Annotated in this window: 8 protein-coding genes; all 8 read left to right on the top strand. The window is 65.7% G+C overall.

The annotated features are described in order from the left end of the window. Nucleotides 1–22: 22 nt before the first annotated feature. Nucleotides 23–547, top strand: a complete 525-nt coding sequence (locus tag OTB20_RS26200; protein ID WP_267821072.1) for a hypothetical protein — start codon at nt 23–25, stop codon at nt 545–547. Beyond that, entirely contained in the window at nt 547–1590 is a 1044-nt protein-coding gene (locus tag OTB20_RS26195; protein WP_267821070.1) for a hypothetical protein, read from the top strand. The genes OTB20_RS26200 and OTB20_RS26195 overlap by 1 nt, the downstream gene beginning before the upstream one ends. A 94-nt stretch (nt 1591–1684) precedes the next feature. Beyond that, nucleotides 1685–3943: a relaxase MobL gene (gene mobL / locus OTB20_RS26190; RefSeq protein ID WP_267821068.1), complete on the top strand. Its 2259-nt coding sequence runs from the start codon at nt 1685–1687 to the stop codon at nt 3941–3943. Nucleotides 3944–4002: 59 nt separating this feature from the next. Continuing rightward, nucleotides 4003–4551: a hypothetical protein gene (locus OTB20_RS26185; RefSeq protein ID WP_267821066.1), complete on the top strand. Its 549-nt coding sequence runs from the start codon at nt 4003–4005 to the stop codon at nt 4549–4551. A gap of 341 nt (nt 4552–4892) precedes the next feature. Next, complete coding sequence (locus OTB20_RS26180) at nt 4893–6647, top strand: AAA family ATPase (RefSeq protein ID WP_267821064.1); 1755 nt, start codon at nt 4893–4895, stop codon at nt 6645–6647. Nucleotides 6648–6792: 145 nt separating this feature from the next. Beyond that, a complete protein-coding gene (locus OTB20_RS26175; RefSeq protein WP_267821062.1) occupies nt 6793–8847 on the top strand; it encodes a hypothetical protein in 2055 nt (684 codons plus the stop codon). A 145-nt stretch (nt 8848–8992) separates the two neighbouring features. Next, nucleotides 8993–13039 (top strand): type IV secretory system conjugative DNA transfer family protein, encoded by a 4047-nt coding sequence (locus tag OTB20_RS26170; RefSeq protein WP_267821061.1) that lies wholly within the window; start codon nt 8993–8995, stop codon nt 13037–13039. A gap of 165 nt (nt 13040–13204) precedes the next feature. Beyond that, nucleotides 13205–18751, top strand: coding sequence for a hypothetical protein (locus OTB20_RS26165; protein ID WP_267821059.1), 5547 nt, complete (start codon nt 13205–13207; stop codon nt 18749–18751).

Genomic DNA, 18751 nt, shown 5'->3' with positions numbered 1-18751 from the left:
TACGAGACGTAAGGACACGAACATGTCGACTCAGGCCCTGGAGAAAACCGAGACGACTGTCCCGACGAGCACGGCCGCGGCGGCGAGGAAGACCACGGCGACACCTGAGAAGGAGCACGAGGATTCGAAGCTGCGCACCGGATGGCGGCGCCTGGCTCCGAAGAATCAGGCCGGTAGGTTCTCCGTCGTGGTGTGGGCGGGGTTCTTCCGGGCCGTCGTCCTTCTCGCCGACTACCTGCTGGCATTCATCACGGCCGTGGTCATCCTCCCGCTGCTGGGCGCATGGCTGCACCAGCGGTCGGGCGCATCCCAGGGTGCGCTCAGCGCGGATGGAACCATCGCCATGTGGCTGATGCCGCTCCTCTTCCTGGTCGCACTGCTCGCCGCGGGCGAGATCGCCGTGATGCGCGGCATGTGGCGCTGGGCAACACGGATGATCGCGAAGATCCAGGACGCCCAGGGCGAGGCAACCGGGGCCGACATCGCACCGAAGTCCACGACCAGGACCGCCAACCAGAGCAAGACCAACCGGAAGAGGAGCAAGTGATGCGTACCGCAGGACTGACGATGAACGACGTATGGGCCCACCGTGTCCTGCGTGAACGAGGAGTGGAGACGTACCGGCTGGAGGGGGTGGCCGCCGAGCTCGGCGTCATGGTCGAATCGCTCGACCTCAAGCATCGGGGCGCGAAGGAGAACTATCGTCCGTATCTGCACATAAGGGGCGAGCTGCGCTCGGTCACCCCGGCCGAGGCCCTGCCGTTCGGTATCTCCCAGGTGACCTACTCCCCCGGCCAGGGCGAGAAGGTGGATGCCTTCTACGAGTTCGACGACCAGCAGCTGGTGGCACTGGCCGGCAAGGGGTACTTCACGAGTGGCTTCACCGCGCCCGAGCAGGTCACGGGGATCGAGTGGGAACTGCCGGCCACGGTGGACATGCTTGTCCTCGCTCCGTCGGAGGTGCAGACCGAAGGCGATGTGCCCGTGGTCTTCACCCAGGTCCACGGCATCGGGGGCTTGGAGATCGATCTCGAGTCCAGCGGCTATGACCTCGCCGGCTACTTCGCCGACCACTCCAAGAACGGCGTCCCGCAGGCCGAGGCCGTAGTCGATGCACGTGGGCTGAAGTCGCGCTCGGACGCCATCAACCCGCTGTTCACCGAGGGCGAGCTGGGCCTGGACACCGAGGTCAAGCACGTCGTCGGAGCGCCCGTGCCTGAGGCGGCGCCGGTCGATGACGGCATGAACGCACGCTTGCGGCAGATCGAGGCGGAGATCGCCGCCGAACGGGAGCAGCACAAGACCGAGCGTGCGAGCACCGAGGGCACCACGGAGAACCTCTACCGGGAGCGCGTGGCTGCACCACTGCAGAGGGCTGAAGAGCAGCAGGTGCCAGCCGCTTCCTCGGTCCCGACCCGTGAGGCACAGCGCGACCTGAACCTGGATCCCGATCTGGAGGCGGAGGAGCAGGAGACACGCCGACGTGAGGTCAAGCCCGTCCCGAGCCTGGACGAGCGCAAGCTCCAGGTGGCCCAGCGTGCGGCCGATCTGGACTTCGGCGTTGACCACGAGCAGGGCTTGGGCTCCTGAGGACGGATCAGGCACGGCGTGCGCGGCCCCGGGTGCTGGCGGACAGCAGCCGGGGCCGTAGTGCATCGGTAGCGAGAGAGGAAGGAGAGCGACGATGGGCCTGAAGCAGGACATCGTGATCGTGAATGAGTTCAGCGTGCCGCTGCCCGGCGGCAAGGGATCGCGCGGCGCGACGCCGGGCGACTACGTCACCCGGTACATGGCCCGCGCGCAGGCGACGGAGTCTCTGGCTCCGATCCAGCGTCTGCGCACCGACGACTTCATCCTGCGCTACACGGCGCGGCAGGCCGCCGTCGAGCGCGTCGGCATCTCGCGGGGTGCGACGAAGCACGAGATGCGCCAGGCTCAAGGCGACGGCGGCGTGGCTTTCGGCTACGGCTCGGTCTCGCTCTCGGACGAACAGCTCAAGGCGGCCAGCAAAGACATCCAGCGCTACTTCGACGCGGGGCACACCGTGTTGAAGACCGTGCTGTCCTTCGACGAGGAGTACCTGCGGAAGCAAAAGATCATCGACGATGACTTCCGCTGCGAAGCCCGCGGTGACTACCGCGGCCACATCGATCAGATGAAGCTGCGCATGGCGGTCATGTACGGCCTGGAGCGGATGAGCTCGGGCGCCAGCGGCTTCGACGACCTGCGGTACGTGGGGGTCATCCAGGTCGACACCGAGCATGTGCACTGCCACCTGGCCATGGTCGACGGCGGCCGGGGACAGGTGACGAAGAACGGCACACAGCGCGGCAAGCTACTGGACCGGCACAAGTCCCGGCTCCGCCGCGGCGTCGATGCCTGGCTCGACGAGAAGCAGGCGGTGGCTCACCTCTCCAGCGCCGTCGGCTACGAGCGGCGCAACGTCACCACCTTCATCAAGCGGTGGGCGCACGAGCGAATCCGTGCCGAGTCCCTGCCGCAGTTTCTGCTCGCCTGCCTGCCTGGGGACCGTACGCTTTGGCGCGCCGGCTCGAACGACGCTCGCATGCGCAAGGCGAACCAGCTGGTGACCGAGCTCGTGGAGGAGCAGCTCGAACGTGCTGGGTCCCCGATGCCGGAGGCCATGGAGCGCATCGTCGACTACGCCAACGAGCGCCGCGCGAAGGAGTCTCTGAGCACGGAGGAATGGCAGAGGCTGGTCGAGCAGGGACGTACGCAGATCACGGAGCGCGCCGTCAACGGCATCTATCAGATGCTGCGAGCCATGCAGGAGTCGGAACTGCGAGTGCGCACGCCGATGCTCGAAGTCATGGGGATGGACTATCAGCAGATGGCGGCGCTGGCTGCAGATCGTCAGGTGGACCACGAGAACACGGAAGCTGATCTGGTCTCCTTCGGCTTCCGGCTGCGCAGCTACGCCTCACGTCTGCGGCATCACCGGGAGAAGGTCGGGGTCTATCGCGATCTCGCTCACCAGTGGGAACAGGCTGAGAAGGCCGGTGCTGCCGCCGAGGATTCGCGCCCGCTCTACGCCTTCTATCGCTTCGAGCAGGACTACCACCGGAGGCTGATGAGCAAGTACCGGCACTTCCTGCCCTTTGTCGGGGATGCAGGCGCATGGCACAAGCAGCAGCAGGACGTGGCGGCTTACGGCCAGCGGCTGCTTTCGCTCATGGCCCTGCGCGCGGATGCCTCTCTGCAGCGGATGAAAGACTCCGAGGAGGCCGAGGATCTGGGCCGGACAATCTACGATCAGCCCGGCGGCAGGCTCCTGACCGAGGGCGAGCGCGGCCGGGCGGTGCTGGACTCGCGCATTCGGACGGTGAAGCAGTCCTATGACCAGAAGCTGGACGGCCTCCGGGCCGATCTCGCTTCCTCCGGCCTGGTGCTGCGCGTGGGGTCGAGCGCCGAGGATCGGGCGAGTACGGAGACCGCCGCTGTCAGCACGGACTTCAAGGTCGTCGTCGGTGCCGCGTATGACTTCGACGAGGTCAAGGGCTTGGATCTACACCACCTGGGCTACGACTTCGTCACCGACGTCCACATCGGGCCGCGCGCACACCAGGCCTTCGTCGAGACGGCCAGGGATCGCCGACGGCTGCTGCTGGCGGCGATGGACTACCTGGACCAGTCCGGTCAGGCAGAGGCAATTCCCGATCTGCCGGTGAACGATGTCGCGGCGATGACACGGGTCTCCCGGGAGCTGACGCCTCAGCAGACGGGACCGGGGTCCGGCTCGCTCGTGTTGCGTTCCCGAATCGCGGAGCTGCGCGCCGGGCGCGAGCAGGCCGAGCGGATGCGGCAATCCAAGGCTTCCTCGCTGGATGCCGGCCTCGTCGTGCGGGTCCAGGCCCAAGTCGATCAGGCTGTGACCACTCCAGATGCCGAGATGGCATTGAACTCGCATCAGCCGTCCATCTAATCCGTTTTGAGTCCAACGACTTGCCAGATGACAGTCAGAACAAGTGAGGGGAAGAGATCATGGCACTTCTCAAGGGCAGGGGCGCGATGACCGGAGTCAACCTCATCGCGATAGTCCGCAAGAAGGGCTTCACCAGGGATGGCAAGTCCCGGTACGCCGACATCCAGCTTGACGCTCGAGATCTGCGCGGCCCGCATCAGACGAACCTGCATCTGAAGTCCGATCGGGTTCGGGGTGAGGACGGCAAGGCCCGCTACAACAACGGCGCCCCGTACTCCATCAGTCAGATGGAGGAGATCACCAAGGCCGCGGGGTCGAACACCGAGCCGATCCTGGACGAGGACGGCAACGAGGTCGGCACCGTCTACGGCTTCAAGGGCAATGTGATGCCCTCGACGCGCGGCACCGGCCTGGTGGTCAACACCAAGTCCGTCGAGGCCTCCGAGTTCGAGGTCGACAGCACAACGCTGGACAACCAACTCACCTCCATGCGCGCAGCCCGCAGGGCCGAGGCCGCGGCCAAGGAGTCACAGGCTCAGGCTTCGGCCCCCGAGACCGAGTGGGAGCAGGCACCCGAGGTCGAGGTCGACCAGCCGACGGCCGGCTGAGACCAAGGTCGAGCCTTACGCGAAAGGCCCCTGGAATGACATCCAGGGGCCTTTAGACTGCGCGGGACACGAGCGGGATAGGGCAACAGACCATGACGGATTCGCTGGACCGCTACCACGGGGCGCCTACCTGCCGGCCAGCTCTGCACGACGTACGGCTACGAGATGTGGAGCACTAATCGCGCGGCCGCCGGGTTCTGACCCAAAGATCCAGCCAGTGAGCGTGCCCTTCCCGCTCACCATCACGCGCCCTATCAAGTACGACTCATGATAGGTTTCGACTGATATTGCAGTTGCATCAACAGTCCTATCGAGAGGTCTTGTGTGGCATGTTTCAAGAGGTGCAGCTCAACGAGCGCTACCGGCTCCTGTCCAAGCTCTCGGAGCCGCTGAAGAAGGCCGAGCGCGACATCGTCGGCCGCGAGCACGAGACGACACAGCTGCTGGCCTCGATGAGCCGTCCCGAGCTGTGCAACGCGCTCCTGTTGGCCGAGGCCGGCACGGGCAAGACGGCCCTGGTCCAGGCCACGATGCTGGTGGACAAGGACCGCCTCTACCTGGAGGTGGACCCGGCGCGCATGATCTCCGAGGCGGGCACCGCCGAGAACATGGCCGCGATCCTCAAGGGGTTCTTCGACGAGGCCGAGGACTTCGTCAAAAACGAGAGGCACGAACTGGTCCTCTTCATCGACGAGTTCCATCAGGTCGTTCAGCTCTCCGACGCCGCCGTCGAGGCGATCAAGCCGGTCCTCGCCGCATCGGGAACCCGCGGCATCAGGATCATCGCGGCGACAACCTACGAGGAGTTCCACAAGCACATCTCGCCGAACCAGCCGCTCGTCGAGCGACTGCAACGCATCAACCTGAACCCGCCCGGCCAGTCGACGACCATCAAGATCCTGCAGGGCATGGCCGAACGATACGGGGTGGCTGACGAGTTCTACGACGACCACATCTTCCGGCAGATCTACGAGTACACCCAGCGCTACATGCCGGCCAGCGCTCAACCGCGCAAGTCGATCCTCGTGCTCGACTCCATGGTCGGCTGGTCTCGCCTGACGCACCGGCCGATGGACCGGGACATGCTCTCGGACGTGCTCATGGAGACCCTGAACGTCAACGTGGCCTTCAAGGTCGACGGCGCGAAGATCAAGAAGCAGCTGGACGAGAAGGTGTTCAGCCAGGACTGGGCGACCAGCGCGGTGGCACGTCGCCTACAGCTGGCGGTGGCGGACCTCAACGACAAGGGAAAGCCGATGGCGAGCCTGCTGTTCACGGGCTCCACCGGTGTCGGCAAGACCGAACTCACCAAGCAGCTGGCGAAGCTGCTGTTCGGCGATGACCAGCGGCACCTGATCCGTTTCGACATGACGGAGTACGCCGAGGACTCGTCATTCGCGGCCTTCCGCTCCGAACTCACCAAGCGGGTGTGGGACCTCTCCCACGCCGTGCTGCTTTTCGACGAGGTCGAGAAGGCCTCGGCGATGGTCACGCGCGTGCTACTACAGGTGCTCGACGACGGCCGGCTCAACGACGACAACAACCGCGAAGTGAGCTTCCTCAACACGTACATCGTTCTGACGACGAACGCCGGCACGGAGATCTACAAGAGCATCTCGCAGTACGCCGCCGACGACACCGGCTCGGGCAAACAGCTGATGGAGTACGAGAAGCTGATCCGCCGCTCCATCTCCTCGACGACAGGCGACAACCGGTTCCCGCCCGAGCTGCTGGGCCGCATCGACGCGATCGTACCCTTCCAGCCGCTGTCGCTGCCGACGCAGCAGAAGATCGTACGGAAGAAGCTGCGGCAGATGGTGCAGGAGGTGTTCATCAAGCACAACGTGCGGGTCGACGTCGATGCGAGGGTCCTGCAGTACCTCATCGAGGACAAGGGTGACACCGACTCCGATGCCGGCGGCGCGCGTGCGGCCGTGGCGAGGCTGACCGACGAGGTCACCACCGCGGTGGCGACCTTCCTCAACGAGCACCCCTCAGAGCGACGGATCCGCATCGACGTCGTCGGCGACTTGGTCAGCGACGACAAAAACCTACTGAGTTCCGATGCCTACATCGAGGTCAGTGCGGTGCGATGAGTCGGTCAAGGCCGGGGAGACCCAGTCGATCGACTAGCGAGTCGATAACCCTTAGGCGTCTTATAGTTGCTTACTCCGACAAGGCGACGATAGGATGCTCATAAATCAGGCGGACTGTGTTCTTTGGGCGAAGGGATCGGCGTCAATGGGCATGCTGGGAGCGGCGGCGGTCCGCCGGAAGAAGGAACGGAAGAAGAAGCACGACGAGCTTCTGGCCTCCGTGGTGAGAGAGACGGCGATCCCGGCAGCGGTCGAGTTGCTGCGGTCGAACACTCCGTTCGTCTTTCCCAGCGGCACGGCCTGGGTGATGCTCGTGCTTGCGGCCGACGAGATCGGCGGCTTGAGCAAACGGCACGGCCGGGACGAGGCGAAGGGCTCGATCATCGAGCTCATCAGCTCCGACCAGATCCGCACGGTGGCCACGGCGGAGATGATCGAAGAGGAGGTCTTCGGCATCATCCCCACCGACGAGACCCTCGCGCGCATGGAGGAGTACTCACTCCTCACCGGTGCCACCTACGCCTGGGCTGTCGTGTGGCAGAAGCCCGGCGGCGAAATGCTCGTCGATCTGGTGAACGATGCGACCTTCGCGGAGGCGCGCTTCGTCGCTGCCGGTACCACGAGCCTCGAAGAAGCCGTGGGTAAGAAGGCGTGGGAAGAGCACAGCGGCCTGGTCGCCGGAGCCGGGACCGCCGGCCCCGCCCCGGCGGTCCTCTGGGAGGACGAGGGGGATGCGATCTTCGATGAGATCCCCGGTGGCGAGGGGGCTGACGAGGGCCTGGACGACGAGTCGCGTTTCAGCGACGTCGTCGACGATGAAGGGGCGGACACGCCCGTGTTCGACGGGGACGACGTGGGCACCGCTTCGGTCGAGTCATGGCCGGACCACGACGGCGACGAGGTGGCCCTCTACGAGGGCTTCGACGAGACCGACGCCGGCTACGGCGTCGAAGGCGACCACCAGGAGGCCGACGACGCTGTGCTGCTGGCCGATCAGGCCCAGGTGCGCGATGTCATCGCCCGCCGGTTCCTCTCCGAGGAGCTGGACCTGGACGTCCGGCTCGATGAGTTCAACGCGACCTTCGCCATCGGCGCACCGGTCGTACAGATCGCCGTGCCCGAGGGAGCGACCGAGTGGCTCGGGGACCAGGTCGCCCAGCTCAACCGGCAGGCCAACGCAGACTTGATGCAGCTCCGTTCCGCGCACGAGGTTGAGCTGCGTGCGCTCTACGTCAACCTTATGTCGGCGCACACCGAGCAGGTCATCCGTGCGGTGGCCACCGACCGCGAGGGCTCCCGGTACAAGCTGTTGAAGGACGCGGCTGAGGCTGAGTACCAGCAGCGGCAGACAGAGAGGGAGGAAAAGATCCGAGCCCGCCGGGCGGAGATCGCCAAGGACTACGAAGCGCAGGCCGCCAAGGTGGCCCAGCAGGCGGCGCTCTCGGCGGAGATGCAGTACAAGGAGCGCAACCGCTCGCGGATGGAGCGCGAACAGATTGACTCCGTCGCCGAGATCGAGCGGGACATCGGGGATACCCACGCGCACAACCAGCAGGAAATCCTGCGGGTCCGGCGGTCGGACGCAACGCTGAAGATGCAGACCGGGCAGACGCGGATATTCGAGGTGCTGGCCGAACGGCAGTCGGAGTACCTGGCGGCCGAGGAAGAGCGCCTGAACCGGTGGAAGTCCGAGATCCAGCGAATCGTCGACGACAACCGCAAGGCCGACATCGCCCAGTACGAGGCGCTGGCCGAGCACCAGCGGACCACGGACGAGATCGGCCTCCTGCGCCGGGAACAGCGTGACCTCCTGGAGTCGGTGCGCTCCGAGCACGCCGACCGGATCCGCCGAATGGAGGACGAGCTCGACCGCAACCGCAAGGACGCCATCATCCAGATGACGACTCGCGACGCCAACTGGCAGCACAACCTCGACCTGGAGAAAGAGAAGACCAACTCCCAGGTGACGCGGGTCACCGACCTGCTCAAGCAGCTGTCGACGGTCGAGGATTCAGTCGCCAAGCGGTACGAAGCACGCCTGACGGAGATCCAGGCCGACAAGGAGTCCTACGCCAACGAGATGGCGCGGGCTTCCGAGATGCAGAGCCGCTCGAACAAGATCCTCGTCGTCATGATCGTCACGCTCTCGCTCCTGATGGGCGTGGCCGGCTTCATCGTCGGGGTGGTCTTGATCCGTTGAGCGATCCGGTCATGACCGACGGGGTGATCTGACGGCGCATGGGACGGGTTCCCCCTGCGCCGTCGTCGTCTGCGCAGACGGGCGCACTGGACAGCGGGACAGCGGGACAGTGAAATGAGCGAGGCTCGGGAGTAAGGGAATCACGATGGCCACGAGCAGGCGGAAGGCGGCACGGCCGAAGGCGAACAGCTGGGAGAAGATCTCGGCGCGGACGCCCGGCGAGACGCTGACGAACCGAGACGTCTACGACAACCAGCAACTGGACCGCAGCAAGTTCCTGACCCTGAGGTCGACCAGACCGGGCATCGTCGTCGCGGTGATCACCGGAGTGCTGGTGACGGTCGTTGCCTGGGGCCTCTACTCGCTCATCGCCACAGCGGTGCTCTCGGTGGGCGTGTCCATGGGCTCGGGTGTGTCCGGCAGCGGCAGCGGCAAACCGAGTGCGTATTACGTTCAGGAGACCGCGACGGGTGCGGGCGGCTCGGTCGTGAAGTGTTACCGGCCCCTGACCAAGGACGGCAACCCAGACGTGAAGGCGAAGTGCCACTCCAGCGCTGACGCTGTTCCGGTCCCCATCTGGTACACCGCGGCGAAGGACGACGAGCTCAGCGCCGACAGGCCGGCTGAGCCCGAGAAGAGCGCGACGACGGTCGGAGAGCAGCTGGCCGACGTCTCGGGGTTCAAGCTCTTCATCACGCTCGGCTCGGGTCTGATGGTCGCCCTCGCCATCGGCACGTGGTTCTCGCGGAGGGTCGCCGCGGCGAACCTGATGAACACCACGAGCGACATCAACCAGTACCAGAACGACCAGCACATCGCTCTGCCGGAAGAGATCCAGCAGAACTACGACTGGTTCCCCGACGCCGGCGCTCACTCGAGCGTGCAGGTCAGCTCGATGCTCAGTCACATGATGCTCAGGCAGAAGGGTCTGGGCACCGTCGAGGTCGCCCAGCGCGCCAAGAAGGACGTCATCGATGAGGAGGGGAACCTCGACTATTGCGCCGGCGAGGTCATGGACGACGACGAAGGCAGTCCGCTGACGCAGACCCTGCCGATCATCGACGAAGGCTTCGGCGACGAGCTGTTCGAGGCTTCCGGCCTCCCCGATGACAAGACCCTGCGGCAGAAGTACGACACCACTCGCATCCCGTACAACCCTGACGGCAAGAACCGGGACAAACTCGGCTTCGGATCGGACAGGTACAAGACCGTCGCCGCCCTGATCAAGGAGGACTGGACGTTCCCGGCGTACGAGGTCCAGCGCCCCGCCGGGGCGTACGTAGTCGATACCGCGCCGGTGAACACGATGGTTCTGGCCATTACCCGAGCCGGTAAGGGCCAGACGTACATCGAGCCGGTCATCGACATGTGGTCGCGAGAGAAGAAGCCCTCGAACATGGTCATCAACGACCCCAAGGGCGAGCTGTTGGTGAAGAACTACGTACCCCTGGTCACACGCGGGTTCGAACCGGTGCAGTTCAACCTGATCAACTCCATGAAGACCGACATCTACAACCCCCTGGGGCTGGCAGCCGACGCAGCGCGTGAAGGCAACTTCACCAAGTGCGCACTGTACGTGGAGAACATCGCCGGGATCTTCTTTCCGCTCGACGGCGGCGAGGACCCGGTCTGGCCCAACGCCGCCAACAACGCCTTCAAGCGCGCGGCCTACGGACTCATCGACTTCTACCTGGAGGAGGAACGGGAGCTGCGCAGCGCCGCAGCCGTGCTCAACATGGACCCGGCGCTGCTCGAGCAGAAGCTCGATGACCTCTGGGGCAAGGTCACGCTCTACAACTGCTACCAGCTCTTCGTGCAGATGAGCTCGAAGAAGATCAAGAATCCTGAGGCCCAACTGGAGAAGCGGGTCAAGACCGGCGAGTTCGAGAACAACGGGGACGCCCTGGCCGAGGAGCAGGAGAGGGCTGCGGCCCAGGCCTTCATGTGGGAAGGCAAGGCCGATCAGGACATGCTCAGCCTGTACTTCAACGCGAGCGAAGAGCTGCCCCGCAACAACATGCGCACGATGGTGGGCAACGCCCACAACGCGCTGCGCTCGATGGCCGGGGCGGAGAAGATGCTCGCCTCGGTATACGGCATCGCGATCACCGCCATGTCGTTCTTCACCGACCCCACGATCTCGACGCTGACCTCGGGCAAGCCGTCGCAGAACACCGACCTGGCCGGCCTGAGCTTCCCGCGTCGCCTCGGCGTGCGCTTCGCGCCGAACTACGTCAAGCGCGACCACCTCGTCGGCCAGCAGGCCGTGTGGTCGGCCTACGCGGACCCCATGTTCACCAAGAGCCTCGGCGAGGACTTCGAGCACGAGGAGATCGTCGGCCGCGAAGGTTGGGCCCGGTACAACTTCAAGGGCAAGTTCCCTGACGCCGAAGCCTGGCTCAAGCTGGAGCTGGTCAACCCACAGACGAAGATGCTGGTGCGCACCTTCTACTTCAGCTTCACGAAGACCCACCAGGTCTCGCTCAACGGCCGGCACTACGTGGTCGAGCCGGTGACGGGCAAGAAGATCGTGAAGAACGGCGTGCTGCGTGAGCTGAAGCCGGTGCGTGAGGGTGGCACTCGGGACGGGAAGATCCTGTCCTTCCAGGCCGGGGACACGCTCTACCCGGACACGCGACTCGACTTCTCCGGTGGCGGCAACCCGGAGAAGGTCTCGTATCAGGCACGGGCGGTCACGCAGAAGCTGTCTCGCTACTCGGAGTCCCCGAAGGCGCTGTTCCTAGTGACTCCGCCTCACCTGATGAAGTACGCGAAACTGATCCTGATCTTGGTCAAGCAGCTGTTCGACGTGAGCGCCGACCAGGCGTACATGACGAAGTCGAACCAGAAGCCGCTCTACCGCACGCGGTTCATGCTCGACGAGCTCGGCAACCTGCAGTCGGAGGGCAAGGGCATCGACGGCTTCGCGACGATGCTCTCCATCGGCCTGGGCCAGGAGCAGCAGTTCACGCTCATCCTGCAGACCCTGCAGCAACTGCGCGACGTCTACGGCGAGAGCGTCGACAAGATCGTGCAGGGCAACACCTCGAACATCGTCTTCTTGAAGTCCACGGACGACTCGATGATCGAGACGCTGGAGAAGATGAGCGGCAAGACTCACCGGTCGTACAGGGACAGCAAGCAGATCAGCCAGGATCTCGACAAGGTCATCGGCGGCAAGACCGAGGGCCGGGTCTCCTACACGATGAGCACCAAGGAAGAGCCGCTGATCAGCTACAACGACATGGCCTTCCTCTCTCCGCGCAACTCGATCGTCTTCCGGGCCGGCGATGCGCCGATCTGGAACCGCAACCAGACGATCCTGCCGATGTCGTTCCGGCTACTGGGGAACACGATCAAGCACCCGGGGCACACGTACTCGCTGCAGACGATCCCCACGCTGTCCAGTGCCATGGACTTCGACGTGCGGATGAATCAGCCGGACTTCGTGAAGATGCTGGACAAGCGCATGCGGCAGGCGGTCAAGGCCGCGGACGCGAAGGCGCAGTACAAGGAGATCTACGGCTACCAGGAGGTCGACATCGAGCGCCTGGACCCGGATGTCTACGCCGACGAGGTCATGGAGGTCATCACGACGATGACCACGGTCGGCAAGCGCCAGGACCCCAACGCTCCGGTGGTCGTCGACCCCGACGAGTACGAGGGGATGAGCATGTTCGACGAGGACCAGTTCATCGAGAACGTCGAGGTCGGGGTCGCAGTCGCCGAGAGTCAGGCGCTCAGCGTCGAGCGGCGGCGTCTGCTCTACGCCGAGGGGACGATCAGCAAGGAGATGCTGGTCAATCCCGACGGCTCGGCAAAGGTCAAGAGCCTGGACATCGAGATCGGTGAGGCTTACAAGTCCGCGCAGACCGAGTTGGAACAGGATCGCGAGCACTTCTCGGTCGGCGGCGACGGCGAACTGCGCAGCGCCGATGGGTCTCAGACCTACATCAGCCAGATCCGCTCGGACGCATACGCCAATGCCGCCCGCCGGATCAACGGCCACGTGAACGACAAGGACTCGCGGGTGTTCGCGGAGGAGGACGTCACCGAGGAGGACCTGAAGTCGCTGGCGACGGTGAGGGTCTACTCGGCCTTCTACCAGTACCTGGCCTCGCTGCCGAGCTGGGAGGTGCTGGCCGACGGCCGGTTCGACAGGGCGATGGCCATCGAGATGAACTCGAAGTAGCTGACGGCCGCTTGGGGTCGGACAAGGATCAGAACCAGTGCCGAGGCCATCTCTCACCTGAGAGAGATGGCCTCGGCACTGACCTTTCAAATAGCCCCCAACTCTCTTTCGATAGGCAATGTAGGCTCTATGCAAACCGAAGCGTCCACAGGGGGTTGATTGACCATGAAGAAGGCACGTGGACTGCGCAGGTACTTCTACGAGTACGTCTACTACAAGGCAGTCGAGCAGGCCCGGGCGCAGACCGGACAGGTCGTTCCGATCTCCCAGGCCAAGGCGATCCGCGCCCGAGTCGACGAGATCCTCGGCCGGCGGGGCACCGCACTGGCCGACCCGCGGCTGGGCATCCCGGACTGCCTCTCTGCCATCGACCAGGCGTTCGCGGAGAAAGTGTCCGGCTACGAGCCGCAGTTCGGTGATCGTTCCCCGCAGAACGAGCGCTATCAGCAGTCGCAGCGGGAGTTCACCCGCGTCACCGGTGTCGGTGCCCAGGTCGACCCGAAGTCGGCCGGGCTGCCGATCAGCCCCTATGACCCCGACTGGTCCGAACGCGCGACCGTGAAGCGCGCCGGGACCGCGCTGGTGTACCTGCCGGACGAGACGATCGGACGCGTGGCCGGCGGCGAGGTGGAGACCCTGGCCGATCCGCGGCGCGGAGACATGGTGCTCTGGCGCATCGGCGACGACGGCAGGCCGTTCGAGGCAGGCCGCGCGATGACGGACGACGACGCCGCTGGACTCACCGCGCTGATGGACAAGATGAGCCAGCGGGAGTACGACCAGGTGCGCGAGTGGGTCATCGACGGCGGCCGGGACCCGCAGACGAACCGCGTCGACCGCAACCGCTTCATGTCCCCGCGCGCCGTGGCGCGCTCGGCCGCTCTGCTCGAAGAGCTGAAGGCCCAGGGCGTGTCCTACGAGGTGATGCGCGACCGCGAGCCAGGTCAGATCAAGGCGAAGATCGCTGGGACCGGCATGGAGATCCGCCTCACCGACACGCGTCAGGAGCAGTACGCCGGAGCTCGGGTGTACGACAACGGCACCGTGCTGCGCTACTCGACGAACTACCGGGTTCCCGGCGGCGTGGCGGTCTACTCCCCCTCGCCGACGGAGGCTGTCCAACTACTGCGCTTCGCCCAGGGACATCGCGTCGAGCGTACGGATCTGCCGGGGCACGCAGCCGGCGAGACCGGCGCGACACACCAGGAGCGCGGCCGTGACCGCATGGTGGATGTGCCCGACAGCTACCACGTCGACCGTGAGTCGATGTTCGTGGTCGGCGACTACGTGGCCCCCGGTGAGTCCCGCCCTCGGCCCGGCTCGAAGGTGATGCTGCGCCGGGACGCGACGAACCGCTCACTGCCGCTCTTCTTCCTCGACACCGAGCCGGCCGAGGCTTATGTGAAGACCGCCGTCGAGAGCGCTCGGGAGAGCCTGCGGGCAGCCCTTGGCGTCGAGGATCTCATTGCTCGTGCCGAGACGGAGCTGGAGCGAACCGGCGGACGGCTGGATGCGATCGAACCGCCGGAGTACTCGGCTGACTCTCAGGTCGCTGCGATCCAGCGCTCGTACTGGGACGTGCTCACGGGCGCACGCAGCGAACTGCTGCGCCCGGGTGCGACTGAGGAGATGTACCAGGAAAGGCTGGAAGGGATCGGCGAGCTGCAGGCCGAGGAGGCGCCCGAGATGGGCAACCTTGTCTACGGCGGCACCGCCGTGGACAAGGTCCGACAGCACGCTGAGGACGTTCCCTTCGAACTCATCGGGACCTGGGAGGCGCAACCCCATGACGTCGACGGCGAGTGGGTCGATCAGCGCTTCAACCCGGAGCGGGTGGCGCTATACATGACCAGCCCCACCGGGCAGTGGTCGAACCTCGACAACCTCGCCTCAGCGCTTCGTCGTTGCGAGATCTCCCCTGACGAGATCATGGGCTCGACCTTCCAGACGACCCGGTTCAAGGACCGGCTCGTCCGCTTCGACGCCGAGCGTTCCGTGCCGATCGCCGACCACGGATCTGCGTTCATACGGCGTATCGGGGTCACCGTGCGTAAGAGCATCGAGCGCAACGCGGCGAAGGTCTCCGAGATCCTGGTCGACGAGCACGGCGTCATTCGCTGGAGTGGCGCGAAGCTTCTCCGTGGCGGCAAGGGAACTCCGATCTCGGGTGAGATAGGCCAGGTCTTCGATGTCGGCGGGTACGGCGAGATCACCACCGACTTCGCCAGCGGGCAGAACGCCCTCATCGTGCCCGGCTACGAGGCCACGATCACGGCCCAGACTCCGGGCGAGGCTCCGACCTCGGTCGAGGAGCGCACGCGCCTGCGCGGCTACGAGCAGCTCATGCACGAGCGCATCCAGTACCAGATCGCCGGTGACCTCATCACCGGGCGGAGCGAGACCGGCGAGCCCTCCTCGCTCAACACGGTCTACTCACAGCTGTATGGCACCAAGCACCCGATCGACTTCATCGAGCGGGCCACCACGTACCAGCGGGACGAGTCCACCGGCGAGATCAAGGCGCACCTGGAGGAGTGGACGGCAGCGATCCTGCAGACCGAGGCGCGCCGTGTGCGCTACTCCAACGAGATCAAGGCCGGCTCGACGGTCTACGCCGAGTACAGGTCCCAGCGGGACCGAACCGACCCGGCTGATGACAACCGCTTCGACGCCTGGCGGCTCACCGGCGGGCGGAACATGGCGGTGCTCACCGGCAAGGACCGGAACAACGTCGCCGCGCCCAGCGGCTACTTCGACCCGGTGATGACCGGAGGCGCGACCAACCAGGGCATCGTGCGGTACCTGACCACTCAGGCCCAGGTCGACAACGATGGTCGGATCGTGCCGGGCGACAAGAGCGTGGCCGGACAGCGTGCGCCGCTCATGGCCCTCCCCGAGCTCGAGACGCTGCGGTACGACCCGTTCGACCGTCAGCAGATGACGGCCTCGACGATCATGCAGTCCTCCGAGGTCACCGCGCCGGCGAAGACGGCGCTGATGACCTTCGGCGGCTGGACGGCTGATGACCCGATCGTGGTCTCGAAGGACTTCGCCGGGCGCCACCGCATCCGCGGGGCCGGCGGTCAGGAGCGCGCTCTCGTCGTGGGCGACAAGATCTCGGATCTGCACGGCAACAAGGGCGTGATCTCGCTGATCGTCGACCGGGACATGCCTATGCACGACGCGCGGCAGCAGACCGTCGTCGAAGAGGTCAACTGGTTCCGGGCCAACCCGGATCTGGACGTGGTGATGAGTCCGTTCAGTCTCATCTCCCGGCGCAACGCGGGCTCGGCGCGCGAGCTGATGAGCGGGAACGTCTCCGATCTGCGCTCGCCCGACGGAGAACTGCGGCCGAGCGCCCTGGGCGAGATGCGCTTCGTGGTCACCCATATGGCTGTCGACGAGAAGACGAAGATCTACGACGACGAGCAGGTGCGTGCCGGCAAGGGCCGTAAGGCTTCCTCTCAGCTGGCCTGGGCGCTGCAGTCTCAGGACTGCCCGGCGATCATGCGCGAGTTCTACGGCCACAACAGCGGGGCCGAGTCGAGCCTGCGCGAGTACCTCCTGGTATCCGGCCTGGACATGGACGCTGACGGCACGCTGCGCGTGATCGGCCAGGCTGAGGCGCTCACCGAGCGTCCCGAGCGTCGGTTCATCCCGATGCCCGACTTGCTGCGCACGCAGCCGCGCAAGGGGAGCCAGCTCCCGGGACTGAATACCATGGCGATGCGCAGGTCCTTCGGCGACCTCATCGGCGACCGCGGCGGCGTCATGGAGATCCCGTTCCCGCTCACGTATCCGACTGGTGAGCAGACCGAGGCGGTGGGCGCGGGCTCGTGGAAGCTGCCGGTGATGTCCTCGCATCTGCGCAGTGGTCAGGAGTTCGAGGACGGGTCCTCCGTCAGGCACGACTACACCCGCGCCTACCAGGACATCTTCGTGGAGGCTTGCCGCTATCGCCACTGGGCCGAGCAGCTGGACGGCCAGGGTCTGTCCGCCGAGAAGCGCGCCGAGGTACGCAGCGCCATGAACGAAAAGGCCTCGCACGCTCAGCGCGCCTTCGAAACGATCACGACCGACGTCCAGAACCGAGTGCTCACGGGCAAGAGCAACATCTTCAAGACCGGGCTGATGGCCTCACGGCTCACCTACTCGGCGACGATGGTGTGGACCGCGGACCCACGGCTGAACGTCGACGAGGTTGCGCTCAGCTCGGTCAAGGCCGAGCAGCTGGGGCTTGCCGAGGGCGACCACGCGCTGGTGTGGCGTGACCCGGTGCTCCGTGACGCCGGCGTGCGCTACCTGCGGGTCGCGATCGACGACCGACTCACTGGCGCCGCGATCAACCCGGTGATGGACGCTTGCTTCGATGGCGACTTCGACGGTGACGCCGTCGCCGTGGTGAAGCTGCACAGCGAGGCAGCCAAGGCTGAGGCCCTGGCGAAGCTCTCGGTGCCGGCCAACCTGTTGGACACCGGAGTGGTCAAGGGCGATGGTTCACACCCGCTGGCCATGCAGGTGTCGCTGGACACCCAGGTCGCACTGTCCAAGGACGCCGGATTGGCCGCGGAGTTGGAGGGTTCGCGGAGCCAGGCGAACCGGCTCCGGCTGCAGGCACTCACGGGTTCGGGTTCGCCGGAGGACATCAAGCCCGCCCAGCAGGTCGTGACGCAGGAGCTGAGCGGGCTGTACCGCCGGGCGCAGCGTGGCGAGTTCGGTACGGCACTGACGTTCTCGGATCGCGAGGCGCACCTGCAGAGCGTGCGCGAGGTCTGTGTCGAGACCGGCGCCAAGGGGAACGAGCAAAAGCTCACCGACTACGCCCGGAACCTGGGCGATGCGCAGGGCGTGCCCGGCATCACGCAGACCGACCAGGAAGCCTCGATGTTCGCCACGGCGATCAAGTCACACGGCACCGGCCTGGGCGGCTCGTTCAGCCAGCGCGCCGTGCGCGCGCTGCGCGGCAAAGACCTCAAGGCCGTCCTGGAGGTCACCTACCCGGTGACCCAGTCGATCCTGCAGGCCAAGCACGACGCCGCCGAGGCCCGGCACAAGTACGCGATGCTCCAGGGCCCCGGCCGCGATCTCTGGAGGGGGCGAAGAATCGAACAGGCCGGCCCGGGCCAGTGGCACACGCCATTCGTCGACGGTGAGCCCGCCCAGGCTACCGAGGAGGAGTGGAAGAAGCAGTTCGTCGAGTTCTACGAGTCCAAGGAGGGCTTCGGAGTCACGGTCAACCCGGAGTATGTGGCCCGCGTGGCCAGTGCGCTGAAGGACCCGGCGACCGGGCTCATCCTCAACTTGGAAGAAGACGTGTCGCTGCGGGGCACCGTGATGGACCGGATGGCCTACGGCGGCGCGTTCACCGATCTGGTCGAGGCGGCCAAGAACCGCGAGAGCGTCTACGACGGCAGGAAGAACGAGCAGTTCGCGTCCTCGGGGACTCGGAAGGCTCGGATGCAGGCGTCCTGGCAGCTCGCTCAGCCGGGCACCACCAAGACGCACGGCCCGGACAACACCGTAGTCGCTGTCGATGACTCGGTGGTCAAGCGCGACGTGATCTCGCAAGACGCACAGGCGTCCCGCACCCGCGGCTCGAATCGCCGCTCCGCGCATGCCGTTGGCGTGGGCCCGGCGCGCCGGGTCTACACGCCGAGCATCGAGATCGATCAGCCGGAGGCCAACGGCGGCGACTACGGGATGGGGTACTGA

It is taken from the genome of Streptomyces sp. H27-H1 (assembly GCF_026627445.1).
Classification (GTDB): domain Bacteria; phylum Actinomycetota; class Actinomycetes; order Streptomycetales; family Streptomycetaceae; genus Streptomyces.
The sequence above is the reverse complement of the archived record's forward strand: the minus strand, read 5'-3'. Positions and strand labels throughout refer to the sequence as shown.

What these genes read in the sequence shown, in the direction of transcription:
- OTB20_RS26200 (WP_267821072.1), top strand. Translation starts at nt 23, where the DNA reads ATGTCGACTCAGGCCCTGGAGAAAACCGAGACGACTGTCCCGACGAGC.
- OTB20_RS26195 (WP_267821070.1), top strand. Translation starts at nt 547, where the DNA reads ATGCGTACCGCAGGACTGACGATGAACGACGTATGGGCCCACCGTGTC.
- mobL (WP_267821068.1), top strand. Translation starts at nt 1,685, where the DNA reads ATGGGCCTGAAGCAGGACATCGTGATCGTGAATGAGTTCAGCGTGCCG.
- OTB20_RS26185 (WP_267821066.1), top strand. Translation starts at nt 4,003, where the DNA reads ATGGCACTTCTCAAGGGCAGGGGCGCGATGACCGGAGTCAACCTCATC.
- OTB20_RS26175 (WP_267821062.1), top strand. Translation starts at nt 6,793, where the DNA reads ATGGGCATGCTGGGAGCGGCGGCGGTCCGCCGGAAGAAGGAACGGAAG.
- OTB20_RS26170 (WP_267821061.1), top strand. Translation starts at nt 8,993, where the DNA reads ATGGCCACGAGCAGGCGGAAGGCGGCACGGCCGAAGGCGAACAGCTGG.
- OTB20_RS26165 (WP_267821059.1), top strand. Translation starts at nt 13,205, where the DNA reads ATGAAGAAGGCACGTGGACTGCGCAGGTACTTCTACGAGTACGTCTAC.